The 25943-nt window shown below is 66.6% G+C and carries 25 protein-coding genes; 14 read left to right on the plus strand and 11 right to left on the minus strand.

Translation table 11 applies throughout. The annotated features are described in order from the left end of the window. Window positions 1-68: 68 nt before the first annotated feature. On the minus strand, window positions 69-3440 hold the full coding sequence (locus tag AMYHA_RS09820; RefSeq protein ID WP_084037026.1) for an arabinosyltransferase domain-containing protein: 3372 nt from the start codon (window positions 3438-3440) through the stop codon (window positions 69-71). A gap of 148 nt (window positions 3441-3588) precedes the next feature. Here AMYHA_RS09820 and AMYHA_RS09825 point away from each other — a divergent pair, with 148 nt between their 5' ends. Further along, on the plus strand, window positions 3589-5175 hold the full coding sequence (locus AMYHA_RS09825) for a peptide chain release factor 3 (protein WP_034270263.1): 1587 nt from the start codon (window positions 3589-3591) through the stop codon (window positions 5173-5175). Between the two features lie 141 nt (window positions 5176-5316). Beyond that, window positions 5317-5724 (plus strand): CBS domain-containing protein, encoded by a 408-nt coding sequence (locus tag AMYHA_RS09830; RefSeq protein WP_051399722.1) that lies wholly within the window; start codon window positions 5317-5319, stop codon window positions 5722-5724. Window positions 5725-5842: 118 nt separating this feature from the next. Here AMYHA_RS09830 and AMYHA_RS09835 read toward each other — a convergent pair whose 3' ends face one another. From AMYHA_RS09835 to AMYHA_RS09845, 3 genes are all read right to left on the minus strand, one after another. Then, window positions 5843-6742, minus strand: a complete 900-nt coding sequence (locus tag AMYHA_RS09835; protein ID WP_034270266.1) for a hypothetical protein — start codon at window positions 6740-6742, stop codon at window positions 5843-5845. Between the two features lie 3 nt (window positions 6743-6745). After that, window positions 6746-7264, minus strand: coding sequence for a hypothetical protein (locus AMYHA_RS09840; RefSeq protein WP_034270268.1), 519 nt, complete (start codon window positions 7262-7264; stop codon window positions 6746-6748). Window positions 7265-7351: 87 nt separating this feature from the next. Further along, window positions 7352-8098, minus strand: coding sequence for a response regulator transcription factor (locus tag AMYHA_RS09845; RefSeq protein ID WP_051399723.1), 747 nt, complete (start codon window positions 8096-8098; stop codon window positions 7352-7354). Window positions 8099-8441: 343 nt separating this feature from the next. On the opposite strand from AMYHA_RS09845, the gene AMYHA_RS09850 reads away from it, so the two are divergent. The 3 genes from AMYHA_RS09850 (at window position 8442) to AMYHA_RS09860 (ending at window position 12140) form a co-directional block, all read left to right on the plus strand. Further along, window positions 8442-9344, plus strand: a complete 903-nt coding sequence (locus tag AMYHA_RS09850; RefSeq protein WP_034270270.1) for a universal stress protein — start codon at window positions 8442-8444, stop codon at window positions 9342-9344. 130 nt (window positions 9345-9474) lie between these two features. Next, window positions 9475-10770, plus strand: coding sequence for a TMEM143 family protein (locus AMYHA_RS09855; protein WP_051399724.1), 1296 nt, complete (start codon window positions 9475-9477; stop codon window positions 10768-10770). A 380-nt stretch (window positions 10771-11150) separates the two neighbouring features. Further along, window positions 11151-12140 (plus strand): Acg family FMN-binding oxidoreductase, encoded by a 990-nt coding sequence (locus tag AMYHA_RS09860; protein ID WP_051399725.1) that lies wholly within the window; start codon window positions 11151-11153, stop codon window positions 12138-12140. A gap of 87 nt (window positions 12141-12227) precedes the next feature. On the opposite strand, the gene AMYHA_RS09865 is transcribed toward AMYHA_RS09860, so the two are convergent. After that, window positions 12228-12857 (minus strand): MerR family transcriptional regulator, encoded by a 630-nt coding sequence (locus AMYHA_RS09865; RefSeq protein WP_034270273.1) that lies wholly within the window; start codon window positions 12855-12857, stop codon window positions 12228-12230. Window positions 12858-12950: 93 nt separating this feature from the next. On the opposite strand from AMYHA_RS09865, the gene AMYHA_RS09870 reads away from it, so the two are divergent. Both AMYHA_RS09870 and AMYHA_RS09875 read left to right on the plus strand, forming a co-directional pair. Beyond that, window positions 12951-14057: a hypothetical protein gene (locus AMYHA_RS09870; RefSeq protein WP_157361983.1), complete on the plus strand. Its 1107-nt coding sequence runs from the start codon at window positions 12951-12953 to the stop codon at window positions 14055-14057. Further along, a complete protein-coding gene (locus tag AMYHA_RS09875; RefSeq protein WP_034270276.1) occupies window positions 14054-14500 on the plus strand; it encodes an ABA4-like family protein in 447 nt (148 codons plus the stop codon). The genes AMYHA_RS09870 and AMYHA_RS09875 overlap by 4 nt, the downstream gene beginning before the upstream one ends. A 31-nt stretch (window positions 14501-14531) precedes the next feature. Here the strand turns inward: AMYHA_RS09875 and AMYHA_RS09880 are convergent, their stop codons facing one another. Together AMYHA_RS09880 and AMYHA_RS09885 are read right to left on the minus strand one after the other, a co-directional pair. Beyond that, window positions 14532-15434: an oxygenase MpaB family protein gene (locus tag AMYHA_RS09880; protein ID WP_051399726.1), complete on the minus strand. Its 903-nt coding sequence runs from the start codon at window positions 15432-15434 to the stop codon at window positions 14532-14534. Window positions 15435-15528: 94 nt separating this feature from the next. After that, on the minus strand, window positions 15529-15900 hold the full coding sequence (locus tag AMYHA_RS09885) for a nuclear transport factor 2 family protein (protein WP_051399727.1): 372 nt from the start codon (window positions 15898-15900) through the stop codon (window positions 15529-15531). A gap of 410 nt (window positions 15901-16310) precedes the next feature. Here AMYHA_RS09885 and AMYHA_RS27545 point away from each other — a divergent pair, with 410 nt between their 5' ends. Further along, entirely contained in the window at window positions 16311-16520 is a 210-nt protein-coding gene (locus tag AMYHA_RS27545; protein ID WP_196776870.1) for a hypothetical protein, read from the plus strand. A gap of 119 nt (window positions 16521-16639) precedes the next feature. Here AMYHA_RS27545 and AMYHA_RS09895 read toward each other — a convergent pair whose 3' ends face one another. Further along, complete coding sequence (locus AMYHA_RS09895; protein ID WP_034276587.1) at window positions 16640-17167, minus strand: GNAT family N-acetyltransferase; 528 nt, start codon at window positions 17165-17167, stop codon at window positions 16640-16642. Window positions 17168-17312: 145 nt separating this feature from the next. Here AMYHA_RS09895 and AMYHA_RS09900 point away from each other — a divergent pair, with 145 nt between their 5' ends. From AMYHA_RS09900 to AMYHA_RS09920, 5 genes are all read left to right on the plus strand, one after another. Continuing rightward, the gene (locus AMYHA_RS09900; RefSeq protein ID WP_051399729.1) at window positions 17313-18665 is read left to right on the plus strand and encodes a plasmid pRiA4b ORF-3 family protein; all 1353 of its coding nucleotides are present in this window, start codon (window positions 17313-17315) and stop codon (window positions 18663-18665) included. 199 nt (window positions 18666-18864) lie between these two features. Continuing rightward, window positions 18865-20199 carry a YjiH family protein gene (locus AMYHA_RS09905; RefSeq protein WP_034270281.1) on the plus strand — a complete coding sequence of 445 codons (1335 nt, stop codon included), beginning with the start codon at window positions 18865-18867 and terminating at the stop codon, window positions 20197-20199. Between the two features lie 112 nt (window positions 20200-20311). Beyond that, window positions 20312-22090 carry a gamma-glutamyltransferase family protein gene (locus AMYHA_RS09910; RefSeq protein ID WP_034270283.1) on the plus strand — a complete coding sequence of 593 codons (1779 nt, stop codon included), beginning with the start codon at window positions 20312-20314 and terminating at the stop codon, window positions 22088-22090. Window positions 22091-22158: 68 nt separating this feature from the next. Continuing rightward, complete coding sequence (locus tag AMYHA_RS09915) at window positions 22159-22872, plus strand: GntR family transcriptional regulator (RefSeq protein ID WP_051399730.1); 714 nt, start codon at window positions 22159-22161, stop codon at window positions 22870-22872. Between the two features lie 44 nt (window positions 22873-22916). Next, window positions 22917-23474, plus strand: a complete 558-nt coding sequence (locus AMYHA_RS09920) for an FAD-dependent oxidoreductase (protein ID WP_034270286.1) — start codon at window positions 22917-22919, stop codon at window positions 23472-23474. Window positions 23475-23539: 65 nt separating this feature from the next. Here the strand turns inward: AMYHA_RS09920 and AMYHA_RS09925 are convergent, their stop codons facing one another. Continuing rightward, window positions 23540-23818, minus strand: coding sequence for a hypothetical protein (locus AMYHA_RS09925; RefSeq protein ID WP_034270288.1), 279 nt, complete (start codon window positions 23816-23818; stop codon window positions 23540-23542). 294 nt (window positions 23819-24112) lie between these two features. On the opposite strand from AMYHA_RS09925, the gene AMYHA_RS09930 reads away from it, so the two are divergent. After that, window positions 24113-24970, plus strand: coding sequence for a PP2C family protein-serine/threonine phosphatase (locus AMYHA_RS09930; protein ID WP_084037030.1), 858 nt, complete (start codon window positions 24113-24115; stop codon window positions 24968-24970). A 56-nt stretch (window positions 24971-25026) separates the two neighbouring features. On the opposite strand, the gene AMYHA_RS09935 is transcribed toward AMYHA_RS09930, so the two are convergent. Beyond that, window positions 25027-25308: an Lrp/AsnC family transcriptional regulator gene (locus AMYHA_RS09935; protein WP_034270291.1), complete on the minus strand. Its 282-nt coding sequence runs from the start codon at window positions 25306-25308 to the stop codon at window positions 25027-25029. 93 nt (window positions 25309-25401) lie between these two features. Beyond that, window positions 25402-25848: a L,D-transpeptidase gene (locus tag AMYHA_RS09940; RefSeq protein WP_231104680.1), complete on the minus strand. Its 447-nt coding sequence runs from the start codon at window positions 25846-25848 to the stop codon at window positions 25402-25404. Window positions 25849-25943 lie beyond the last annotated feature (95 nt).

The following is a 25943-nucleotide window of genomic DNA, read 5'->3' on the forward strand; positions in this document are numbered from 1 at the left end:
CCTTGTGTCGGGGACTGGGTGCGGGGCGTGCGGCCACAATCCTACTGTTCGCGCGCGACTGCGTTGCGTTACCGCGTCGGCGTTCTGCCATCCGGTTGCATGGGGCCAGGACCAGGCGACCACCAGCCGGGATGCACCTCGGTGTCCCGGATGACGTGCGGCGGCACGCCTTGCTCAAGCGGCTCGATCTGTTTGAGCTGTCCCCAGGACTGTTTCGGCTCACCCGCGAGGAAACTCGGCACCTCGGACTCCTCGGCCACCAGCTCCATCCAGCCGAGCGGCCCGCCCGCGCTGCTGTCCGACCAGCCTGCCTCGGCGGCCAGCTCGCCCGCCGTGATGCGGTAGGCGGGCATCTCACTGATGCCGTCATGGGTGGTGGGCAGCCGCAGACACGGGTAGACGAATGATGTCGGCCAGTCCATATAGACCGGGTTCGCGCCGATTCGCGCGGTCAGCGTCGTCAGCGACGGCACCCTCGGCGCGGTGACGGCGATCCAGCCCTCGTCGGTGAGGTCGTTGTCGGTGGCCACGATGCGTACCGCGGTGGCATCGTCGTCGACGTCGTCCTGGATGATCCGCGCGTCCTCCCAGCTCATCGCGGCGTCGAACGGCACAGGCATCCGCTTGCGGTCGATGATCTCGAAGCCGCGCGGTGTGCGCTTGCCGTACTCGGCCGCCAGGGAGAGCCCGGTGCCCTGGCCGCCCGCGACCGAGACGACGAGCTGCTTGTTCAGCTGCTCCTTGTCGAGCTGGAACCAGTGCGAGCGCAACGTTCCGGTGGCGCCCTGCGGGTGGTCGTAACTGCTCCACATCGGCACCAGTTCGGGACTGAACCCCTGGGGCGGCGTGCCGAGCGGGTCGTCGCCGCCAACGGAGCGGTTGTGGAAACCGATGGTGGAGATGCGGTACTCGTCGGGCTGCTCGACAAGCGCGGTCTTGCTGCCGCGTTTCCCGTTGTCGCTGGCCTTCGGGCCACGTGCCTTGTCAGGTCCCGTTGTGTCGCTGCCGTTCGCGGTGCCCTCGCTGTCACCGCTCTTCTCGCCGTTCGATCTGGTGCTGGTGTTGGTCGCCTCGCTGTCGGTGTCCTCGTCATCCTTGGGCGGCAGGGTGCGCTGCAGCGCGGGTGGGTATCCGGGCAGCACGTTCGCGACCGGGTCCTCCTCGACGAGCACGTGGTCGGACATGTTGCAGCTCGAACTCATCAGATGGTCGATGTTGGCGGCGGCGAGGCTGTAGCTGTCGCGCTGGTGATAGCCCGCCGTCGCGACCGTCGCGAACTCCGACAGCGCGAACAGCCCGCACACGATCGTCAGCGATGCCGAACTGAGCGCCAGGGCGTGGGAACGGCGTTCCGGCTGCCGGGGCGGTGCGCCCGGTCGTTGCGTGCGGACGTTTTGGACCAGCGCCCCCACCGCCGTGACCACCGCGGCGAGTAGCAACATCGTGGACACCTTGAGCGGGCCGATCGTTGGCGCTGACGTCGCCCACGGAACGCCGAGTTGCGAGACGAACCAGTACGAGTTCGGTCCTGTCGTCGCGAGCGCGGCGACCACAAGCAACCCGGCGAGGAAGGCGTTGCGGTTGCGGGCGGAACGCAGCACGGACTGACTCGTGGCCAGCGCCGTCAACGCGGCCATTGCCGCGCCGACCCCGGCGAACGCGCCGAAGTGGTGTGTCCATTTCGTTGGGGTCAGCGCGAGCAGCAGGAAGAACAGCGCGACCGTGCCGATCAGCCTGCGGCTCGGACCGAGCGCCGCGCCGGGAATCCTGCCTCTGCGCAGGATCACGACCAGGCAGGTCATGGTGCACAGGATGATCAGGAGGACAGGGAAACGACGGGTCAGCGAGTCGTCCCCAGCGCCGCCGCCACCGCCGAACAGCAGATCGTAGCGGGAGAACTCCTGGAACCACGCCAGGCTCGGCCCGACCTGAGTGCGTAGCCGTGTCGCCTCGGCGACGGTCGCCAGCGTCTGGTCGGCGAAGACCACCATCAGCACCGCGACACCCGACGCCACGATCGGCGTCAGCACTCCGACCCAGCCGGTACGCGCGCGCTGGCGCAGCAACTGGAACAGCGGCTTCGCGGCCACGATGAACGGTGCGACCGCGATCAGCCCGGTCGGCGTCGCCGCCAGGGTGAACGCCGCCGCGAGCACCCCGAGACATACTGGCAGCAGTCGTCTGGTGACCAGCGCGCGCTCGACCGCCGCGATGGCCAGCAGTGCGCCCACCGCGGCTACCGGTTCGGGACGCACGCCGTTGTTGAACGGCATCCACCACACCAGGAAGACGGCGGCAGCGGCCCAGCCTGCCGCCGTCGAATTGCGCACCTGGGTGCCCAATCGGGGCAGGATCTCGCGGCTGATCAGCAGCCACGCGATCACCGCGAGCAGGAACGACGGCAGCCTGATCCACGGCGGCGCCGTCGACACCCAGGTCATGACCTCGGTGAGGTGGTAGAACCAGCCGAATGGCGCCTCCGCGACGCCGAACCAGCGGTGGTAGTTGGTCAGATAGCCCGCATCGTCGGCCACTCGCGCCATCGACAGGATGTAGCCGTCGTCCGAGGTGACCGGGCCGATGATCACCCACAGGCCGAGCGCGCCGATGACGGTGGCGTCACGACCGGTGAGTTTCCACCATCCGATCGGCGCCCAGCGAGGCGCGCGCCGCGCGAAGCGAGTGTCGAGTCGGTTCACCGCGATCAGGCAACCGAGCAGCGACAACGCCCCGACGATGGTGGCCGCCGTTTTCCACATCGTCGGCGAGGATTGATACCGGGTGTCCGGGGTGATCGACACGCTGAGCCCGTCGATCGGGTGCCGTTCGGCGGTGATGTCGGTGTAGATGCCGACGACCCTGGGCCGGATGTCGCGCTCTTCGTCGAACACCACCGTGTCGGCGACGGTGATCTCGGTGCGCGTGGCCGTCGATGTGTAGCCAATGTCGCAGCCCGTTGGCGGTAGCCGCTGCGACACGATCTGCTGGCCACGGTTGACCGTGGTGAACGTGCCGTTCTTGACCCGCAGATACATACCGGCACCGGTGTCCATCCGCTGGTGCGGCACGGTCGAGAGCAGCACGCCGCGGGTTGCGGGGGTGTCGTCGAGCGCCGTGACGGTGTCGCAAGGAATGGTGACGTCGATGTGGTGCGCCCAGTAGCCGGTCAGCGGTGCGTTCACCGGACTGGTGTCGCCCGCATGCGGCCATTCGATCTGTGCCGTGTCGAACGTCACGGGCAGTAGTGGAATCGCCAATGCGCAGGCGGCGGCAAGCATGCCGAAGACGGTCGCGAGCAGCCGCCAGCGCCGATGTGGACATGAGCCACGTCCCGGCTGGTCTGATGTGCGCGTTGGTGCCGTTGCGTCCGTTGTGCTCGGGTTCTCCACCTCGTCGACGGTCTCCACGCCGCCCCTCGCATCCCTTCGTGAACCCGACATCGCACGTCACGCTAACGCACCCATGGCGCGGGCCCGCTATCGGCGGCGGTTAACGCGCGGTAGTGAATCCCGCCCCACCAGAGATCGCGCGGCGGCCACGGCCTAACCTCAAGAGAGCACGTATCGCAGGAATGGAGCTCGATCGCAGGTGACCCACGATATCGCAGGAGAGGCACGTCGTCGGCGCACCTTCGCGGTCATCAGTCACCCTGACGCGGGTAAGTCGACGCTGACCGAGGCGCTCGCGCTGCACGCGAAGGCCATCACCAACGCGGGCGCGGTCCACGGCAAGGGCGACCGGCGCGGTGTCACTTCGGACTGGCTCGAGATGGAGCGCGAACGCGGTATCTCGATCACGTCCGCCGCGCTGCAGTTCACCATCGACGACACCGTGATCAACCTGCTCGATACGCCGGGCCACGCCGACTTCTCCGAGGACACCTTCCGGGTTCTCTCCGCCGTCGACTCCGCCGTCATGCTGCTCGACGCCGCCAAGGGCCTCGAACCGCAGACACTGAAGTTGTTCGACGTCTGCCGTTACCGGGGCATCCCGGTGCTGACGTTCATCAACAAGTGGGATCGGCCTGGCCGCGATCCGATGGATCTGTGCGAGGAGCTTTCCGAGCGGATCAACCTGCCCGCGATGCCGCTGACCTGGCCGGTCGGCATCGCCGGCGACTTCAAGGGCGTCGCCGACTTGCGCGCGGGAACGATGATCAAGTACGAGCGCACGGCGGGTGGTGCGACGGCGGCGGGCGAGCGGCATCTCGACCCGGCCGAAGCCGAGGCCGAGGTCGGCCAGGCGTGGCAGGACGCCCTCGAGGAGTCCGAACTGGTCGTCGGCGACGGTGGTGAGTTCGACATGGACCGCTACCTTGACGGCTCGGCGACCCCGGTGCTGTTCGGTGCCGCCGTGCTCAACTTCGGCGTCAAGCAGCTGCTGGAGCAGCTGGTCGCGCTGACGCCGCGCCCCGAGCCGAGGCTCGATGTGAATGAGCAACCCCGGCCGCTGGATTCGCCGTTCTCCGCGTTCGTGTTCAAGGTGCAGACCGGTATGGACCCCGCTCACCGCGACCAGGTTGCGTTCGCGCGCGTGTGCTCTGGCCGGTTCGAACGCGGCATGACCGTGACGAACGCGACCACGGGGCGACCGTTCGCGACCAAGTACGTGCAGCAGGTGTTCGGCCAGCAGCGCTCGACCATGGACGAGGCCTTCCCTGGTGATGTGATCGGACTGGTCAACGCCACCGCGCTGCGGGTGGGTGACACGCTCTACGAGGGCAAACCGAAGGTGAAGTTCCCCGGTCTGCCCAGCTTCGCGCCCGCGCATTTCGCCGTCGCGCGCCCCCGCGACCTCGGGCGGGCCAAGCAGTTCCGCAAGGGCGTCGACCAACTGGAGTCCGAAGGCGTGGTGCAAGTCCTGCGGTCTGACCGCAGGGGCGAAGGGGTGCCGATCTTCGCCGCCGTTGGACCGATGCAGTTCGAAGTCGCCTCGCACCGGCTCAAGGTCGAGTTCGGCGTCGGGGTCGAACTGGAGCGGCTGCCGTACCGCACCGTCCGGCTGCTCACCAACAGCGAGCACCGCAAGACCATCGAAACCAGCCGCAGGGGAGAGGTGCTGACTCGCTCGGACGGTGCCGAATTGGCGTTGTTCGCCGACGAGGTCGCGCTCGGCACGCTCCAGCGGCAGCACCCTGATCTGGCGGTCGAACACCTGGTCGCGGGCACCGACTGAGACGTGCACCGACTCCGGAGCGCGGCTGGACACGGTCGAAAGCCCCTCGGAATCAGGGACCGTTGGCAAGTGCATTTTCCTGAGCCGACACTTACTGTAGGTAGGTACACCGATTTGACCGATCGTGCGAGGACACCCAGAATGCACGCCTCCGAGATCATGGCACGACCAGTACCCACCGTCGGCCCGCACACTCCGGTCGCCGACGCCGTTGACATGCTCACCGAGCGAGCGCTACCCGCATTGCCTGTTGTGTCCGACGACGGGCAGCTTATTGGCCTGTTCAGCGAAGCCAACGCGCTGTTCTCCGAAGTAACCCTGGCTGGGGATGACACGATCACCGTGGAATCGGTGATGACTACCAGGTTCGAGTCCGCCAGTCCGGACGCCGACGTCGCCGATGTCGCCCGGCTGATGCTGGACAACGAGCTCAGCTGTGTGCCTATCGTGGAGGGCGGGATGGTGTTCGGCCTGGTCAGCAGGACCGAAGTCCTGCGTTGGCCGGACCGGATCGCGGCGTGGTCCGCGGATACCGTTCCCGTCCGCTGAGCGCCTACCGCAGCGGCACCGACCACACCAGCTTCGTGGTCTCGCCCGGAAGTCATGGTGCCAGGGTTCTGGTGTGGCGCGGCGACGTGAGGGGGTCGTTGGTCCCGGACGTCGTCGACTACTCCCCGAGCACCCGCCGGGCGTTCCGATCGATCTCGTCCGCCTGCGCGCGCAGTTCCCGCAGGTTTGTGCGATGCTCCGCCACCGCCTCGCGCTGGTAGGCGGCGTCGAGCGCGTAGAACATGCCGACGTAGTTGCTCCGTACTCGACAGTCCAGATCCGCCTGCGCGGCGGCGATCTCCGGCTTGGACGCGCCGGGTTCGGCGTACCACGTGCGGTCCCTGCCCGCGTCCAGCGGCGAGTCGTAGTCATAGCCCGCGGCCGTCATGCATTCGCGCCATTCCGTGACGGCCGGGTCGAGCCGAGGATCGGCGAGTGCCTGTTCGTACGCACGACCGGCGAGCCTGCGAGACAGCGGCGCCTTCGGAGGTCCGTCCTCGGGTGGTTTCGTGCCGAGTTCCCGCATCGCCGCGCCGTTGCAGCCACCCTCGGGCACCGGCTTGCCGTCGTAGCGCTCCACTCCGCCGGTCATGACGTTGTCGGCATCCGTCGACCAGGACTGCTCAGCGTCCGTGTCGTCCGGGACACCCGGCTGCGGCGGCTGGTGGTAGCCGTACTCCTTGACGACGTCGGCGTCGATGATGCCGTAGCGGTCCATGTGCTCGGGGCCCTCCGGCGGAACGTGCTCCGACGACGTAGGCCAGCGCAGCCCATAGTGGCGGATGCAGCGCTGGACGAGGACATCCCACGCCCGGTTCATCCGGTCGAGCAGGGCTTCGGTGTCGACGTGGTACGGGTCTAGCGGCAGATCGAGAGCGGCGAGGTCATCGGCGTCGCGGACGACGGGGACCTCGCCGAGCGTGGGCGATTCGCTCGGCGAGGCCGGTGTCGTGCATCCGCCCGCCGTCAGTGCGGCGAGAACTGCCGCGAGCACTGCCAGTGCGGCGCGCGTCAGCATGCGTCAGGAACGCCGGAAGTGGGATTCCAGGTTGTTGTCCGCCCATCCGAGGCCGCGGTAGGCGTAACACGTGACGTTGTTGCACTGCGGGTACTTGAGGTGTTTGAGCCGGTCGCCCTTGCCCTCGGGGTAGTTGGTCGCGATGACGCGGTAATGCTCGTTGCCGTTGGCCGTGCTGCTCGCGGTGTTGTACAGCGTGATCGGTGAGTTGACGTAGTACCGGCCGTAGTAGGTCTTGTGGTACCGCGTACTGGTGTCGTAGATATCGCCGAGATAGTCCGGTCGCGACCACAGCGCGAACTCGCCCTGGTGCCAGTAGCCGTCGCGGAGGGCTGCTGTCGAGAACTCGCCGCGCGGGGCCGGTTTCACCGTGGCCGGGTCGGCAGGTGTCGGCAGCGGCTGTTGCGTGTGCGCGCGGCCGGGGTTGTCGTCACTGGGTTGGGCGTGTCCGATTGCGGGTGCCGTGACAGCCGCCATGGTGAGTGCGGCGATCGCGGCCAATGTGCGTCCGAGTTTCCCCACAAGAGCCTCCCTCGCGTCGCGGGCGCGGCCAGCCGGTCATGGGTTGGCCGACCGCTGCCTCGGTGATCTTGTAGATCACTCAGGACGCTACGTGGCTGGGTGATTACCGAGAATGGGTCTTTGGTACGAATATCTCTCATGTTCGCCGCTTGGGTCTCGCAATGCGTCCTGTGTCGCCGCGACCGCTTCGACCCTGCTGCGCAGCCCGAGCTTGCGTAGCACGCTGGATACGTGGTGCTTCACCGTGCTGACGCTGAGCACCAGCTTGTCCGCGATGTCCGCATTGGACTTGCCCCTGCCGAGCAGGTCGAGCACCTGCCGTTCGCGGGGCGTCAGCACCGCTGCCGCGTAGGCAGGCAATGCTCCGCCGCCACCATCGCTGAGCGCGTCCAGCACCCGACCGGTCAGCGGTGGCGCGATGTACGCCCCGCCTGCGGACACCGCGTCAATGGCGCTGGCGATGTGCTCGACCGGGGCATCGGGTGCCACGATTCCGCGCGCCCCACGCCGGATGGCCGCCGCGAGCAACTCGTTTCCGTCTCCTGTCGGCAAGTCGTCGTCGGCGAGCAGGACAACGCCACGCACGCCGCTGGCTGGGTGCCTGCTGGACAACCCGCTCAGGGACAGCACATCCGCCGCGGCCATCGTGGTGTCGACGACCACGACATCCGGCCGTTCCCTGGGAAGCAGCGACATGACGGTGGTCGCGTCCGACGCGAGCGCGCCGACGGTCAGTGCCCGCTGGGTGTTCAGTATCGCGGCGAGCTCCGCCGCGTTCGGGCCGTCCCGCCAGCAGAGCACAACGCGCACATGCCGCTTGGTATCAGGTTCCACACTTGCTCCCCTCGCCACCTGATGTCACCACGACGTCACGGACAGCGTTCGAACGGTGGCGAGATTATGTCAGCGCTGACGGTTGGTGAGACACCGACAAACAGAGCAAACGTTACGAAATTACGTATACCGGTCGCGGCCCGCGTCGTGCTGCCCCTCGCGGCATCGATGGCTCGGACCCTGCGAGCAGTCTTCGCGGTCGTGAGCAGGGGACAGCACGGGGAGAAGGTCATCACCGCTTGGTGACGAACTCCCGTAGCAGCCGCATCGGCATCGCGAACAGGCTGGCACGCAAGCGATCCGGGTGCCCCTGGAGCGATCCGTTGACGAGGGAGAGAAAGACATGAATGACGTCGTTCCGGAGAACTATCCGGTCGTAGTGGGAGTGGACGGGTCGGAATCAGCGCTCACGGCCGTCCGGTGGGGCGCGCGCGACGCGGCCCACCGGCACACCTCCCTCCGGCTGGTCCACGCACTCGGTCTGCCGAGCCTGTACGTCGGCGCGTGGCCGCCCTCCACTGAGCTGCGGGAGGAGCTCGCCGAGCGTGGTAACGAGATCCTCGTCGCCGCCAAGGACGCCGCGAAGCAGGTTGCCGACATCGAGGTCGAGGTCGTCTGCGATAACGGCGACCCGGCGCCGGTGCTGATCGAGAAGTCCCGTGAGGCGTGGCTGATCGTGCTCGGCGCGTCCGGCCACGGCGGGTTCCTTGCCGGCCTCGCGCTCGGCTCGACGCCGGTCAAGGTCGCCAGCCACGCGCACAGTGCGGTCGTCGTGGTCAGGGGCGAGGACGCCGACAGCCCGGAGCGAGACGCGGTCGTCGTCGGCATCGACGGCAGCCCGCTGTCGGAGTCCGCGCTCTCGTTCGCCTTCGAGGAAGCTTCGCTGCGGGGCGCGCCGCTGACGGCGGTGCACACCTGGTTCGACGGCGATGCCGCCGAGATGCTCGCGCCGGAGCGGTTTTCCGAGGAGCGCGGCACGGCGCAGGACGTCGCGGAGCGGATGCTGTCCGAACGGCTCGCCGGCTGGGGTGAGAAGTACCCCGACGTGACCGTCGAGCGGGTCGTGGTGCGCGGCAGGCCGCACCAGAAGCTGCTCAAGCTCAGTGAGCAGGCGCAGCTTGTCGTCGTCGGCAGCAGGGGACGGGGCGGCTTCGCCGGTCTGTTGCTCGGCTCGCACAGCCAGGCGTTGATCCACGCCGCGAAGTGCCCGGTGATGGTGGTGCGCCCCGCCGAGGACCGTGCGTGACGCGCCGCGCTTGACACCTCGGGCTTGACGCCGCAACCTCTGACGTATCGAGCCCGCACAGTGCGCCCCGCGGCGCCCGCGTCGCGGGGCGTTGTGCGCTGTGTCCCCGGGACGCTCGTATGGTGCGTGGGTGTCCGACAGTCGCGCGAAGGGGCCCACGGTGACCGGTGAGCATTTCATCCCGTTCCGCAAGCGCAGCGTCATCGCGCTCTGCGCCGATGAGCTGCCCGAGGCCGATCGGAAACCGTTCCTCGCCTTCACCGAGATCTTGGCCAGCCTGCTGCACCACCGGTTCCGCGCGCGTATTGAGGAGCTGAAGGACGCCTACCATGCCTTCGACCCTGACGTTGACGAGCGCACCAGCGAACCGGTGACGACGGCCGAGCGTGCCGAAGCGAAGCGGAAGCTGGTCGAAGGGCTGGCCACGCTCGCAGAGGACGCCAACTTCACGCTCGTCAGCGAGGAGGAGTTCAGCAAGGCGGTCAGCGACCACTCACTGCTCAAGGTGCGGATGGAAGTCGACCACGACGCCATCGACGACGTGCTCATCTACCGCAGGGGCGCCACCAACCGAACCGCGCGAGTGCCGCACTGGTTCGGGTTGCGTCGCAAGACCGTCGAGTTCGTCAGCTACGACAAGGTGATGATCTACGTCGCGTTCCCCGAGGACATCGGCGAGGACGAACGCGAGGAGTTGCCGTTCGAGCCGGGTTCAGTGATGATCAAGCTGTTCCAGGACGTCCCGCGCCGCGACCTGGAGATGCTGCTGCCCAACGTCCGGGTGCGGATGCGGTTGATCGACAAGCTGCTGATCGGCGTGCCCGCGGTGGTTTCTGGGATCGTCGTCGTGGTCACCAAACTCATCGCCTCGCTCGGTGTGCTGTTCTTGTTGCTCGCGTTCTGGCTTGGGCTGCGCGACCAGCCGGTCGACCTGGACCAAGCCGCGTTGATCTCGCTGGGCGCCGGTCTCGCCGCATTCGGCGGATATCTCTGGCGTCAGTTCAGCAAGTTCAAGAACCGCAAGATAAAATTCATGAAAATATTATCGGAAAACCTGTACTTCCGTAATCTGGATAATGATACTGGGGTTTTCCATCGCATTCTCGACGCGGCGGAGGAGTCCAAGGTCAAAGAGGCTGTGCTCGCCTACCATCTGCTGCGCCTCTCGAACTCGCCCCTGACGGCCGATGAGCTGCGCGAGCGTGCGGACCGCTGGTTGGAACGTCGATCTGGGGTGCGGGTGCGGTTCGACGTCGAGGACGGCCTCGGCACGCTACGCCGCCTGAAACTGCTCACCGAACACGACGGAAACACGGTTTCCGTGGTGCCATTGGCGGACGCCAAACGCCGCATCGATCACATCTGGGACAACGTGTTCAGCTATAACGACGAACTGGCCGAGCTCGCGCACGTGTCGCGCCGATAGCGAGTGAGCTTTTTCCGTCTTGATCATGTTGGTGTGGTGGAGGGTGAGGATCGCGGCGAGCACCTCCACCGCTTCGGTGACATAGCGGTACACCGACATAGCGGTACACCGTGGCCACGCCCTCGCCGAATCCGGCGGCCGGGCTCGCGTAGGTGTCGCCGCTGCGCAGGTGGGTCGGCACCAGCAGCGCTTGCCGTTCCGGCGGTACTTTGCGCCACCGCGACCCGATCACCCGCCAACCACCGTCCACTCAGGTTGAAAGGCTCAAGGCTCAGTGACAAGGGCGGTATTTAGTCCTTCCAGGAAGTGACGATTTCCCGCTGCCGCCTGTTTTGTAGCGGCGCACTCTTGGCGGAGACAGTCCCCTGCGGGAGGTAGCGATGATCGCCTCATTGACGTCCGTGACCACGCTGGCACTGGAGGCAGCCGTCCGGGCTCCTTCGCCCTTCAACACCCAGCCGTGGCGTTTCGACGTCGATGGCGACCGGATCGAGCTGCGCCTCGACCGGAGGCGAGTGCTCGACGTCGCCGACCCCGACGCCCGCGAAGCGCGGCTCGCGTGCGGCGCCGCGCTGTGCAACGTGCGGATCCAGCTGCGTGCGCTCGACCGAGTCAGCCTCGTCGACCTGATGCCAGACCGCGACGCCCCCGACCTGCTCGCGGTCGTGCGTGTCGCAGGCGAACGGCCGGCGACTGACAGCGAACGCAAGCTCGCCGCCGCGATCTTCAAGCGCCACACCAATCGGCACCCGTTCCTGGACCGGCCGATCAGCGTGAGCGCCCGAGCAACGATGGCGTCCGCGGCTCGCGCCGAGGGGGCGCGGCTGGTGTTCGTGGATGCTTCGGAGCGTTACGACCGGCTTGTCGACCTCATCCGCAAGGCCGAGCAGCGGTTGGACAATGACGAGGCGTATCGGCAGGAAGTCCGGTTCTGGCTCGGCGGTCCGGTCGACCGTGACGACGGCGTCCCGATCGACGCGATCGGCCCTGGCCCGGTCGACGACCAACTGGTGCGACTGCGCGGTTACTACCGGACCAACCCGTTGCCCCCTCGGCGGTTCGAGCAGCAGCCGTTGCTCGTCGCGGTCCTCACTACGGGCACGAGCCCGCGCTACGACGTCATCGCGGGAGCGGGGATGCAGCGAGCGCTGCTCGCCGCGTGCAGTCTCGGGCTGTCCGCGTCGTTCTTGTCGCAGCCGTTCGAGGTGCCGGACATCCGCGATGACGTCACCAAGGTCTTCGGCTCGGACGGCCAGGCGCACACGCTGCTGCGGGTCGGCTACGGCTACCCGACCGGCGTCACCCCTCGCCGCCCCATCGGCGAGGTGGCGAGCGCGGCAGTGAGCGGACACGCCAACAGCACCCCCTGACGCCGTGTCCGGCGCTCATGACGCCGTGTCCTGCACTCACGACGCCGTGTCCTGCGCTCACGACGCCGTGTTCGACATTCACGATCCTCACGACTCGGCGAAGCGGCGGGCGGAGAGGTTCTGGTGCGCGAGTCTGCGGATGGCCGCCAGCGCCGCATCGCCAAGCACGGTGCCGACGACGACGCCTTCCACCACGTTCTCCACCGTGCCGAGCCCGCTGACGTAGCCGACGTCGACGTCGGCGATGGACTCCGCGGCCTCGCAATAGGTGTCGAATGAATCAGCGATGTGCGCATGCCCGAGCTGCCGCGCGCGGACGATGATGCCTGCCAGTACATCGAGTTCCGGGGTGTCCTCGGCGATCTGCCAGCCATGCCGCTCAATAAGCGCGTCGACGTCCTCGCGGGCGGCCACGAGATCGTCATCCGGCGTGGACGCGGTCGGTTCGGACAGGCTCGCGGAGACGGTGCCGAGCACCTTGTGGAGTGATATGTCCGGTTCGTCGAGGGTGGCGAGCACCTCGCGCACGGTTGCGACCGGCAGTTTGCCGACGTCGATCAGCGCCCGGATCAGCCGGAGACGTTCCAGGTGGGGCTCGTCGTACTGGGCCTGGTTGCGGTTGGTGCGCTCACCTGGAGGGAGAAGACCTTCCCGCAGGTAGTACTTGATCGTCGGAATGCTGACGCCAGCCTGGCGGCTCAACTCGGCGATGCGCATCGCGCCTCGTTCCTTCTCGAATCTTGCGTTCTTTCGACGATAGTGTAACTATCCATAAGTAGATACCGATACTATCTAATATTGGAGTGTGTCATGGTGACGGTCCGTTCGACCCTCAGCCGGACTGTGTCCTGGCATCGGCCGCTGATGCTGTTCGCGGGGCTGATGGTCCTCTCAACCGTCGTATCGCTGGTGGGACTGCTGGTCGACGACCGGGTGCTCGTCGGTGATCCGATCTGGCTGAAGCCGTTCAAGTTCTCGATTTCGCTCATGATCTACGCCGTGACCTGGGCGTGGCTGCTGTCGTTGCAGCGCAAGCGACGTCGGTGGGTGTGGTGGGCGAGCACCGCGATCGCTGTCCTGGCCGCGGTCGAGATGGTCGTGATCATCGGCCAGGTGATTCGGGGCGAGATGAGCCACTTCAACGTCTCCAGCGCGTTCAACGCCGCGCTGTTCTCGATCATGGGGTTCTCGATCGTGGCGTTGTGGGTGCTCACGCTGGTGCAGGGCATTGTGTTGCTGCGCGACCGCATCGCGGATCCACCGATCGCGCTCGCGATCCGTGCGGGTGTGTTGCTCGGTCTGGTCGGGATGGCACTGGCGTTCTTCATGACGGGGCCGACGCCCGAGCAGTTGGACGCGCTGCGCGCGGGAGAAGACGTCGACGTGATCGGCGCGCACAGCGTCGGGGTTGCCGACGGCGGACACGGTATGCCGATCACGGGATGGAGTACCACGGGCGGTGACCTGCGGATTCCCCACTTCGTCGGAATTCATGCGATGCAGGCCTTGCCGCTGTTCGGGCTCGGCCTGACGGCGATGGTGCGGCGATTCGGATCGCGCGGTTGGCTAGTGCGGTTGACTGACGAAGGGGCGCGGCTCCGGCTGGTGTGGGTAGCGGCCAGTGCCTACGCCGGGCTACTGGCGCTGGTGACGTGGCAGGCCCTCCGTGGGCAGCCGCTGCTTGCTCCGGACGCCTGGACGCTTCTCGCCGTCGCCACGCTCATTACCGGAACGGCTATCGGGGTGGGTATCGCCGTGTCCGGCACTCAGAGCGCTGTGTCCGGCACTGCGGACGCTGTGTCCCGCGCTCAGGACGCCGTGTCCCACACTCCCGACGCTGTGTCCCGCGCCCAGGACATCGTGTCGCGTGCTCCGGACAACGTGTCCCACTCGCACGACACGGAGGCAGCGCGATGAGCACGCTATTCGACCTCGCCTTCCTGTCGGCAGCGCCGTTCTGGGCGTTGATGATCGTGACCCCGACCTGGCGGATCACGCACCGCGTAGTCAGCTCGCCCTGGCTTGTGCTCCCGACGCTCGTCGTGTGGGCGGTGGCTGCCATCCCGCTGCTCGGTCCGTTGTGGACGTTGGTGGTCAACCCAAGCCTCACCGGCTTCGAGCGCCTGCTTGCTGATCCCGCCGCGGTGACGGCGGTGTGGGCGCAGATCATCGCGTGGGACCTGTTCGTCGGCCGCTGGATCTACCTCGACAGCAGGCGGCGTGACGTCCATCCGCTGGTCATGGCACCGGTGCTGGTGCTGGCGATCTTGCTGTCGCCGATCGGCCTGCCGGTGTATCTAGGGCTGCGGTCCATCCCCGCGCTTGCGCGACGAAACGACGTCCCGGCTATGGCGACGTAGCCACATACGGTGAGTGTCGCCCATCCTGCGTTCACCGCATCGAGGCGCGGCGGTAGCTGTCCGGGGCGAACTCGTCTCGCGCGATGAACTTGCGCCGCAGGTTCAGGTACGTCGGGCCTGACATCCGGGCGCGGCGCGGCAGGATCGGCGTGATCGCACGCGAGATGGCGGCAAGGATGTCTGCCTGGCGCTGCTTGTTCGGGCTCCACCGAATGCCGAACCGCTTTCGTAGTTCGGGCGTCAGCGCGCTGGCACCGGTCAGCGTCAGCAGGTAACCCGCAGGCAGACGCACCAACCGCCATAGCCAGCCGAGCCGCGATGGCCACCCGGGTGGCGCGCCGGGCGTGCGGATCGTGCGTACCACCAGCCGCACGGTCTCGTTGTCGACAAGTTCCTCGCGCATCATGGTGTCGCAGTAGGACTGGAAGCCCGCCCAGTCGGGCGGAAGGTCGCCCTCGCGGATGCCGAGCAGTCGGCCGAGCCCGAGCCACTCCTGGTACGACGCCTCGACATCGGCCTGGCTCAATCTGCGGATGAACCGGTTGTGCAGCTCGACGATCGCGAGCATCAGTGTCGCGTGCACCCACGCGTATGCCTGCGGTTCGAGCGCGTGGTACTTGGTGCCGTCGACGCGCGCGCCCTTGATGCGCTTGTGCATCTCGCGGACGCGACTGGCGGTTTCGATCGCGTCGTCACCGCCGTAGACAAGCAGATTGAGGTAATCAAGCGTGCGCATCAGGCGCTGCCACGGCTCGGCGACGAAGTTCGAGTGCTCGGCGACACCCGCGCCGACCGTGGGGTGTGCGACCTGCAGGATCAGCGCGTACGGCGCGAGTAGCAGGCTGCGAATGTCGCTGGCCTGTGCCCAGGACCGCGAGTCCGGTCCGACGACGTATTGACGTGCCTCGTCCGGTGACGGGCGTACCGAGCTCATAGCGCAACCTCCTTGGCGGCGGTGGGTGCCGCCAACCCCATGGAAGCTCACTGTTGGCACTATGTCAACAGTATCGAGACGTGTCAGCGCATGGCTACGTCGTTCCGGTCGCGTCCGTCGGAGTGCCCTGGTGGAAACGCAGCTGCCACCCAGCGTCGGACCTGACCCACAACGAGCTTCGGTAGGAAACCTGGGTCTCGGAGTAGCGCACTTCGCTGACATAGGTGACCAGGGCGACCGCCGGAGCGATCTCGTGGACGTCGATATCCCGCAGCGTGGCGTTGAGTTCCTGGTCGGGAAACGCGAGGCACTCTGCGCGGGAGTATCGCCGACCGGAGCGTCCGAACTCGAAGAAATTCTCGCTCATGAGGCGTCGCATGTAGGTTTCGTCGAACCGCGTATGCCGTGCCCAGAGCGCTGCTTCCAGCTCTTCTAGTTCCGCTATTTCGGTATCGCTGAGACTCATTCCGTGCCTATGCTGTCGTTTTCCGGGGGCTGGTGGACGGTAGCGAGGTAGCGCTGCGGACGGCGAGTGATTTCTGGTCGCTTAACGCACCAATGGGTGGTGGGCATGGACTGGTCCAGGCAGGTCGATTACGGCGTGCGGTTCGAGTGGGGACCCACCGGTGCGGCCACGCTCGCACAACGTTGCGCGTGCCTGGTGATCGTTGACGTCTTGTCATTCACGACGTCGGTCAACGTTGCGGTGCAGGCGGGGACACGGGTGTTCCCGCATCCGTGGCGTGACGACACCGCTGCCGAGGTCGCGACGAAGCACGACGCCACGCTGGCTGTCGATAGGACCGCTACGAGCGCGACGTCGCCGTGGTCGTTGTCCCCGGCATCGCGGCGCTGCGGGCGTCGCAGGCTGGACCGATGTCACCGGAAGCGTGCGCCGCCTATGCCTGCTACGCCGCAATCGACGACGTCCGCGCGTCGATTGCGGGCTCCGCATCGGGCGTCGAATTGATCAGTTGCGGGTTCGGCGAGGACGTCACGATCGCCACCGAGGTCGACGCCTGCGCCACGGTTCCGGTGCTGACTGATGGTGTGTTCATCGGCGATGCAACGCTAGGTGGGTCGTGAGTGCTGATCAGGGTTAGAACACTGATAGCCACTCACGACACGTCGAGCACGCCGAGGTTCTGCGGCCGGACGGCGATCCGATTGCTCGTTGATCTGCTGTCACGCACAGTCCCGCATGTTCACGGCGTCATCCAGATCATGAGGCGACGCGATTCCGCGGGCGCTTGCGGATCACGGTCCTCGATCCTGTCCAATCGATACCCCAGTCGTTGTGGTATCGCGGCGCTGCGGACGTTCAACTCGTCGCAGTGGATCTCGACTCGGTCGACGTCGGGCAGTCGTAGCAGGTGCGGCGTCAGGACCCGCACCGCTGCGGTGGCGTAGCCGCTGCCAGCGTGCGTGGCATGTGTCCAGTAGCCGATCTCGATGCCGCCGGGGCCGATGCGTCGGTGGGCTCCGACGCATCCGGCGAGCGGTCCATCGGGCAGCCAGGTGTGGTAGATGTAGTCCGTTCCCTTGGCCCACAGTTCCTCTACCCGCCGGCACCGTTCGCGCTGCACGGCGAGTGTGGCGGCCGAGGCCGTCGCCCACGGCATCCATGGCCGGAGGTAATCCAGGCTGGCTTCGACTGCCTCGGTCACCGCCGCTGCGTCGTTCTCTTGGGCGCGCCGCAGCACGACTGGTCCTGCGCTCAGTTCAGTGGGCATGACGAAGTACTCCATCGGCCCATTTCAGTCAGTGTGCAACCGGTGCGCGATCGGTTTTGCTACGCGGACAAACCGCCAACCGCGTAGCATCCTGGGCGTGTCGAACGTGCTGCCCTTTACACCTCGCGCGCGCCGGTCGCGGCGCATGCCGCGTCGCGATGACGTGGTGACCTACCAGGTCCGCGTCGAGGTCACGGAGACGTCGACTTCGCTGTGGCGGGAGCTGGAGCTGGCTTCCGACCTCTTCCTCGACGATGTGCACGCGGTCCTGCAAGTGGCGTTCGGCTGGGCGGATTCGCACCCGCATCGGTTCGCGTCCGGCCCGAGCTACTACAGTCGGCGCGCTGAGTACTTCCTCACGCCGTTCGAGGTGGACGAGGGTAAGGATGGGGTACCTGAGTCGCAGGTGCGGCTGGACGAAGTTCTGGCCGAGCGCGACGACACCGTGTTCTACTGCTACGACTTCGGCGACGACTGGCAGCACGTGATCACGCTGAACGAGGTGCGCCCTCGTGACGCGGCACAAACGCGAGCGCGCTGCATCGACGGCGAAGGGCCCGATCCGGCAGAAGACTGTGGTGGCGTCCCCAGTTACGAGCTGCTCGTGGCCGTGAACGATCCGCGGCATGCTGATCACCGCGAGGCGCTGCGGGAGTACGCCAGAGTCTTCGGTGAGGACGCCGACCCGACCGTATTCGCGCCGTCGGAGTTCGACCTGGACGCGGTCAACGCCGAGCTGACCCGGCTCGCCCTCGACAAACCGGTCTCTGACCTGCCTACCCGGCTACAAGAGTTGCTTGAATCGGTGCGACTGGCGCCAGCGCGACGCGAGCTGCGGCTGTTGATCAACGATGCCGAGCTCGACAAGCCAGTCTCGGTAGACATCGATGACGCGACCAGGTTCGTGCGTCGCTACACCTGGCTGTTGGATCGAGTCGGCAGCGAGGGCATCACGCTGACGTCCGCCGGATACCTACCGCCCGCACACGTCGAGGCGGCTGTGGCGGATCTCGGGATCGACGAGGAATGGATCGGCAAGGGCAATCGCGAGATCCAGACCACTCCGGTCCTTGAACTACGAGAATCGGCTCGGCGTGCTGGGCTGCTGCGCACCCAGAAGGGGCGCCTTCTTCGAACGGCCCGTGGCCGTGACCTGGCGACAGATCCGATGGCACTGTGGTTCTATCTCGCTGAGCGGGTGCCGCCGGAAACCCGCGCCGAATCCCGGGTGCAGGCAGGACTGTTGCTGCTCATCGCTATCGCCGCCAGGTTCACCGACGACGTGAACGCGCTCGTCGCTGGGTACCTCGGAGCGTTGGGCTGGGTCAATGCCGATCGGCGTCCGCTATCTCCGTTGGACGCCGCGCGGGCCGCGGAGGAGACGGAAGCGGTCCTGCGGACGCTCGGCGCGTTCGAACAGGCTCCGGGCGCGCCATGGCGGCGACAGCCCAGCGCGGACGCCGTCGCGTTCGCCCGCGCGGCGCTGCGGTCGTCGTAGCGCCCGCTACCGCCGCGACTGGAGAACCTGCTCCGGTAGTCAAGGCGCGCCAGAGCGGCGCCAGCGGAGCAATGTCTCGCATACCAGACACAATGGCGTCATCGCCTGCTGACGCGGCGCGTCCGGCCGAGTGCAATGACCCACATGCCGCAGCGGCGGGCTGCGGCGTAGGGCATGGCATTCGTCAGGAGGTTCGTTGATGAGTACGAGCGACGTCGCTAGCGTGTCCCGGAAGGCGGTGACCAGCAGATTGCTGCTGGCGACCGTCGCCGGCGCGTTCTTCTTCCTGCTCCCGGTGCGCTGGGACGGCAGTTGGACGGTGCCGTTCGACATCGTGGTCAGTTCGATCACCGACGGACTGCCGGGGCTGGTCACCTACTACACACTCGCGATCATCCTCGGCGCCCTGGCGTTGACCGTCGCGGCCTACACGCCACTGAGCTCTCGCTATGTCTTCGTCGGCTCGTTCCGTGCGTCGTGGCTGATGATCGCGTTGCGGCTGGCTGGCGCGGCGCTGGCATTGCTGATCGTCACCGAGACCGGGCCGCCGGCACTGCTCGATCCGGGTGTCGGTGGGCTGATGTTCGGCACGCTGGCCGCGTCGGTGTCGGTGATCGTGCCGATCGGAGCGCTGTTCATCACGTTGTTCGTCGCGTTCGGTGGCCTTGAGCTGGTGGGCACGCTCGCTCGGCCGATCATGCGGCCGCTGTTCCGCGTGCCGGGTCGCGCGGCGCTGGACGGAATCGCGTCCTATGTGGGCAGTTACTCTGTCGGTCTGTACGTGACGAACAAGATGTATCTTGAGTCGCGCTACTCCGCTCGTGAAGCCGTCGTCATCGCGACCTGCTTCTCCACGGTCAGCCTCGGGTTTTTCGCGGTCGTGGCGTCCACACTGGACCTACTGCCGTACTTCGGGCTGCTGGTGCTTGTCGTGTCGCTGACGTCGATCCTGCTCGCGGCGGTCCTGTGCCGGATCCCGCCGTTGTCGCGGATCGCGGATGACTATGTGGGTGAGCCCATCATCGAACCCGAGGTGACGCAGCAGCTGCTGAGCACGGCGGTGCGTGCGGGTCAGCAGCGTGCGGCGAGTTCGGACTCCGTGCCGCGCGAGTCCGGACGCGGAATGCTCGACGGCCTGCGACTGGCGATGCTTGTCGTGCCCGCGATCTTGTCGGTCGGTGTCGCCGCGATTGTGATCGCCAATCACACGCCGGTGTTCGCGTGGTTGGGTGCGCCGCTCGAGCCGGTGATCTCGATGCTGGGCATCCCGGACAGCGGTGTGGTCGCACAGTCGGCCGTGATCGGCATCAGCGAGATGTTCCTGCCCGCGTTGCTGGCCGTGGACACCGCGCTGGCAGCGAAGTTCTTCGTCGCGGCGTTGTCGCTGACACAGATTTTCTTCTTCAGCGCCACCATCCCGTTGCTGCTGTCCCTCGAACTGCCGGTGAAGCTGTGGCACTGCCTGGTGCTGTTCGTACTACGGACGCTGATCGCGCTTCCGATACTGGCGCTGGCGACCCACCTGCTGTTCTGACCGCGACCCAGCAAAGAAGACCAACAAGCCGGATCTGCCGCTGAGCGCGTTAGCGGGAAGCCGACGCTGAATCGCATGCAATCGTGCGAGATTGCATGCAATAATGCCCGTCATGTCGACGTGGGATGTGCCAGCGAAGCCGACCCTACGAGGCCACTACGGGATGGTGGCCTCGACGCACTGGCTCGCGACCGCGAGCGCGCAGAGCGTGCTGGAGCGGGGAGGAAACGCCTTCGACGCGGCGGTGGCGGGGGCCTTCGTCCTGCACGTGGCCGAGCCGCATCTCAATGGTCCCGGCGGGGACCTGGTGGCGCTCATTTCCCTGGATGGCGGCGACGGTCCGGTCGTGGTCGGTGGGCAAGGCCCGGCTCCTGCGGGGGCGACCGTGGCACACATGCGCGCGGAGGGTCTGGACTCGGTACCGGGGTCGGGTGCGTTGGCCGCGGCGTTGCCGGGCTCGGTCGTCGCCCTGTTCGGGCTCTTGCGTGATCACGGTACCTGGGAGTTGCCGGACGTCCTTCAGTACGCGATCGACTACGCCGTCGCGGGTGTGCCCGCCGCGCCGAGCCTATGTTCCGTCCTGGAAACCGTGACGGAGCTGTTTACCCGGAGTTGGCCGACCTCGCGAGCGATGTGGCTGCCTTCCGGACGTCCACCGGCGCCCGGTGATCGCATCGTCAATCCGGTGTACGCGCGCACTCTGGAGCGCCTCGCGAGAGTGGGATCGGCGGGCAGTTCCCGCGAGGAACGGATCACGTGTGCCATCGAAGAGTGGCAGAGTGGTTTCGTCGCACGGGCGATCGATGAGTTCGTGAAGACCCCACACGAGCACTCGGACGGCGCTGATCACGCCGGCGTCATCCGTGAATCCGATCTGCGCGCCGTCCAGCCGTCGTACGAAGATGCCGTGGATCTGCGGTTCCGCGACGTTACTGTGCACAAGGCTGGCATCTGGTCCTCGGGTCCCGTCCTCCTGCAGACCCTGGCGATACTGGACCATTTCCCCGATGACGATCTCGACCCCTCCACCGCGCGGGGAATCCACACGATCACGGAGGCGATGAAGCTCGCGTTCGCCGATCGCGAGGCCTACTACGGATGGCGCGACAGTGTTCCGATCGAGCGACTGCTCGATCCGGACTACATCGCGTCGCGTGCGCGGATGATTGGGCCGGAGGCGTCGATGCGGTGGCGGCCCGGCGTGCCAGACGGCGGCGAGCCCTTCGTCCCGCCGTTGCGAACCGATGTCGACCTGCGCGCCGTTGGTGTCGGCGAGCCGACCGTACGAGCGTCAGGCGAAACACGAGGAGACACCTGCCACCTCGCTGTCGTCGACCGGCACGGCAACTTCGTCAGCGCGACCCCGTCCGGTGGCTGGCTGCAGTCGTCGCCCACCATTCCTGAGCTGGGGTTCTGCCTCGGGACGCGCCTGCAGATGATGTGGCTCGATCCGGCGGCTCCGTCGGCGCTGCAGCCAGGGGAGCGGCCTCGTACCACGTTGTCGCCGACGCTGATCAGCCGTGACGGCATCACGATCGAGGCGGTTGGTACGCCAGGTGGCGACCAGCAGGACCAATGGCAGTTGCCGTATCTACTCCGCAGATACATCCAAGGAAGTGCGATGCAGGACGCCATCGACGCACCGACGTTCCATACGACCCACCTGCCGAGCTCCTTCTGGCCACGTCAGTGGACGCCAGGTGGTCTCGTGCTGGAGGATCGATTGCCGCCGGAGGTGGTTAGTGACCTTCGGGACCGTGGGCACCACGTCACGCTTTCCGGCGCGTGGTCGCTAGGCCGACTGTCCGCCGTCGCCCGTGATCCGGCGACGAGTGAGCTGTTCGGGGCGGCTAACCCGCGCGGCCGCCAAGGGTATGCGGTCGGTCGATAACGGATACCCGGGCGTTGACCGGATCCTCGACTCCGGTCACGCCCCGCCAACCGGTAGGAAGGCCGTTCATGGTTGATGCCGAGGCGAACGCGACGTCCGCGAGCAGCGTCCCCCAGCGCTCGCACGTCGTCGAGTATCTGACGACATCGCTGGGTGACCGGATCGCCAACAACGAGTTCGAGATTGGCACCTGGATTAGGCAGGAGAAGCTGGCGAAGGAGTATGGCGTCAGCCGTACCCCGGTGAGTCTCGCGCTCAGCAAGCTCGAAGCGATGGGCACCGTGGAGCGCATCGCCAACCGTGGGTTCCGGGTGCGCTATCCCTCGCTGCTCGACATCATCGAGGTCACGGAGGTACGCGGTGTCCTTGAGGGGCATGCGGCCTTTCGCGCCGCGACACGTATCACCGAACCACAGATGACGGAGCTGCGGTCAGCGATCGAGAGCTTCCGGCAGGTGACCGAGATGGCCAAGCACGGCGAGAGCGGAGCCAGGGAACTGTGGCAGCGGGCCAACAGCGGCTTCCACAAGACGATCTTTGACGCCGCTGGCAATGCCCAGCTCGAGAAATCCGCCGAGATGCTCCATCACCGGCTGCCGCGCAACGTCACCTGGCTGGCGCTGGGGTCTGATCCCCGTTTGCTGACGCAGAACGCCGATGAGCACGAGAACATCGCCGAGGCTATCGGCAGGCGTGACGCTGATAAGGCACGCGATCTCACCGTCGCGCATATGGATACCGCGCGCGAGCTCATCTCGGCACATCTCGACGCTCGCCGCTGACGCCGAACCGGCACCGGTCGGCGCGGTCTGCCATCCTCGATGCCATGACGACGGTAGCGATCATCGGAGACGGTCCAGCGGGTCTGAGCGCGGCCCTGTTCCTGGCGAAGAACGGGCATCAGGCGATCGTCTATGGCCAGGACAAGACGGCGATGCACTTCGCCCAGCTGCACAACTATCTGGGCATCGACAACATGGGCGGCACCGACTTCCAGACCGCGGCGCGTGCCCAGGTCGCCGGTTTCGGTGCCAACCTCCTCGATGCACAGGTGGAGACGGTCACGCACCAGGACGGCCGCTTTACCGTTCACGCAGGTGACGACGCCCGCGAGGCGGACTACGTCATCCTCGCGGGCGCCAAGGCGGCACGGCGGCTCGCCGAGCAACTGGGTGTGGATCTCACCGACGACCGCGCGCGGGTCGATACCGAGAACCGGACGAATATCGACCGCGTGTACGCGGTGGGCAGGCTCGCGCGGGGCAACCGCAGTCAGGCGATCATCTCCGCGGGTGCGGGCGCGGTCGCCGCGCTCGACATCCTGTCCCGGGAAGAGGGCAAGGACGTCCACGATTGGGACACGCCACCCAAAGAGGGCGAGTAGCGGATTGGGGTGACCCGTGGCGATGGGTCACCCCAACAGCTCGGCATCACGCCACTCGGGCGGCGCTACACCAGCTCGGAGGAGACGACCGACGGCAGGTCGCGGAGGTGGTCGAGCAGCAGCTCGATGTCGTCGTTGGTGACCATGACGGTGCAGACCATGCTGCTCTCCGGCACGCCGTCGCGGACGTCGACGGACAGGTCATGGACCTTGAAGCCCCGCTGCTGCAGCGTCGAGACGAGCGTGAGTATCCCGTCGGTGCCGCCGGTGAAGTAGGTGGCGATGCGGCGACGGGCCAGGAACGACGGCGTGCGATACGGCGAATAGGCGGCTGAGAGGGACATAGCGGATCTCCACGGTTAAGGAACCAACGGGGGATCGGGCCAGGTCCCGAGAGGATGTCCACGTGTCCGCGGTCGACAGCGCTGCGCGCCAGCGACCTGGGTTCAGCTGGCGCGCCTCAGTACTACTCGCCTCGGAGTCGTGTAGCGCGGCATGGGGTCAGGCTAACACGACACCGACCACGGCAGCTCGGTCCTCGGCGACAAGATCGCGTTGGCTGAGAAGAGGACCGGAATCCCGGCCGTCGTTCCGGCGATTCGACGTCTCGACTCCGCCGTTTGGCGGAATGAGCGACGGTGCTTAGACTGCCTGTCGTGCAGAAGCTGGGCGAATTGCTGAAGCCGCATCGACGTCGGAGTGAGGTAGCGACTGGCTCGTCGCTGTCGCTGCGAAGCGCGGCGCTGTCCGACGTCGGCATCGTACGCAGCAATAACGAGGACTCCGCGTATGCGGGCTCGGCGCTGATCGCCGTCGCGGACGGCGTCGGAGGCCATGCGTATGGCGAGGTGGCGAGCTCAGTCGCTATCACGACCCTGGCTGCCCTCGATGGTGATATCGCTGGCGAGGAATTGGTCTATACGCTGGCGAACTCGGCGCAGGCCGCCAACGAGCGCATGGCCGACATGATCGTGGAACGGCCCGAACTACACGGGATGGGCACCACGCTCACCGCGCTGCTGTGCTCGACCGGCAACCGGCTCGGCGTGGTGCACATCGGCGACTCGCGGGCATACCGGTTGCGTGACGGCGCGCTGCGGCAACTCACCACCGATCACACCCTCGTGCAGTCGCTGGTCAGTGCTGGAAAGATCAGTGCGGAGGAGGCGGCGGCCGACCCTCGGCGCTCCCTGATCCTGCGTGCGCTCGATGGGTGCGGCGCCGCTCACTTCGACCTGTCGGTGTTCAGGGTTGTTCCCGGCGATCGCTATCTGGTGTGCAGCGACGGCGTGTCCGACGTCCTCACCGAGGAGGAGATCACCGAGAAGCTGAGCGTGGGATCGTCGGCGGATGCCGTCGCGTCGCTCGTCGCGTCCGCGCTGGAGGCAGGGTCATCGGACAACGTCACGTGCGTCGTCGCTGACGCCGTCGAAGGACATCCGGAACCGTCGACGGCACCCGTTTCGGTCGGCGCGGTCGAGGACTGGCACGGGTAGGACCGCGGAGCGATCCATCACCAGGCCCGCGACTGTACGTGCTGAATTGGTGGCCGTTAGCTGTCGATACCGAGCGAGAACGCCGCTTCGAGGTCGTGCTTGGAGTAGGTGCGGAACGCGATGTGGGTCTCGGTCGACTGAACGCCGTCCACCTTGTTCACTCGTCCAGGGATGACTTGGGCCAGTTCCTCATGCTCGTGCACGCGGACGATCGCGACGATGTCGAACTCGCCGGTCACGGAGAAGACCTCGCTGACGCCGTCGAGGTCGGCCAGTGACTCCGCGACCTCGGGGATCCGGTCCGTGTCAGCGTGGATGAGCACGATTGCGGTGATCACGGGGCACTCCTTGGTCCGGGTCGCGGTCAGCGGCCACCTTACCTACGTAGCCGGTCACCGCATGTCACCCATCGGTGAACGAGTGCTGTCGGCTCACCACGTGATCTGAACGTGGTCCCTCGGCTCCAGTTCGGCGAAGAACTTCTTGGCCGCCGCGTGCCGCAGTCGCACGCAGCCGTGCGACCCACGCTCGATGTTGCCTTCATGAATGGCGTGACCGTTGTTGGTGAAGAACACCGAATAGGGCATTGGTGCGTCGTAGGTCTGGCTCCAGTGGTCCCTGTTCTTCCACGTCACGTGGAACATGCCGGTCGGGGTCTCGTACCCAGGCTTTCCGGAGGACATCGGCACCGGGCCGTAGGTCACCTCGCCGTTCGACATCAACCAGGCCTGGCTGGAGCTGAGGTCGAGACAGGCGTCGGCGCGGGCGCCGCACGGCGTGCCGTCGTGGGCCTGCGCCGCGGGACTCGCGAACGAGGTTGCTCCTGCCGTGAGGGCGACAGCGGCTACGGTGGTTCCGATCTTGCTGAGCATTCCCATGATGGCCTTCTCTCTGGTTTGCGGAGAAAGGTTCACTCATGGTGTAGACCAGCTGCGAGAGCAGTAAACGCTGCCCTGTCCGGTATGTCGGAAGT

It is taken from the genome of Haloechinothrix halophila YIM 93223 (genome assembly GCF_000504245.1).
Lineage (GTDB): Bacteria > Actinomycetota > Actinomycetes > Mycobacteriales > Pseudonocardiaceae > Haloechinothrix_A > Haloechinothrix_A halophila.